This window comes from Paraburkholderia sp. SIMBA_053 (genome assembly GCF_046534895.1).
GTDB classification, from domain to species: domain Bacteria; phylum Pseudomonadota; class Gammaproteobacteria; order Burkholderiales; family Burkholderiaceae; genus Paraburkholderia; species Paraburkholderia caledonica.
Genome location: NZ_JAWRXU010000446.1, coordinates 1 through 290, shown reverse-complemented (window position 1 = coordinate 290; position 290 = coordinate 1). Strand labels below are relative to the sequence as shown.

The window sequence follows — 290 nt, the reverse complement described above, 5'->3', positions numbered from 1 at the left end:
CACATAGCCGTCTGCGGTAATCACGCCGAGATCGCCCGTATGGAACCAGCCGCCGCGGAACGCGGCCTCAGTGGCGCGCTCGTTCTTCAGATAGCCCTTCATGCAGATATTGCCGCGAAACATCAGCTCGCCGATCGTCTCGCCGTCGCGTGGCACGGGTTCGAGCGTATCGGGGTCGAGCACGTCGACGGCCGCCTGCAAGTGGTAGCGCACGCCCTGGCGCGCGTTGAGCCGCGCGCGTTCGTCGTCGTCGAGCGCGTCCCATGCGTCCTGCTTCGCGCAGACGGAGG

The 290-nt window shown here is 66.9% G+C and carries 1 pseudogene; it reads right to left on the bottom strand.

Going from position 1 to position 290, the window contains the following annotated elements:
• Positions 1 to 290: pseudogene (locus SB753_RS36355) on the bottom strand (acyl-CoA synthetase); the annotation flags it as partial.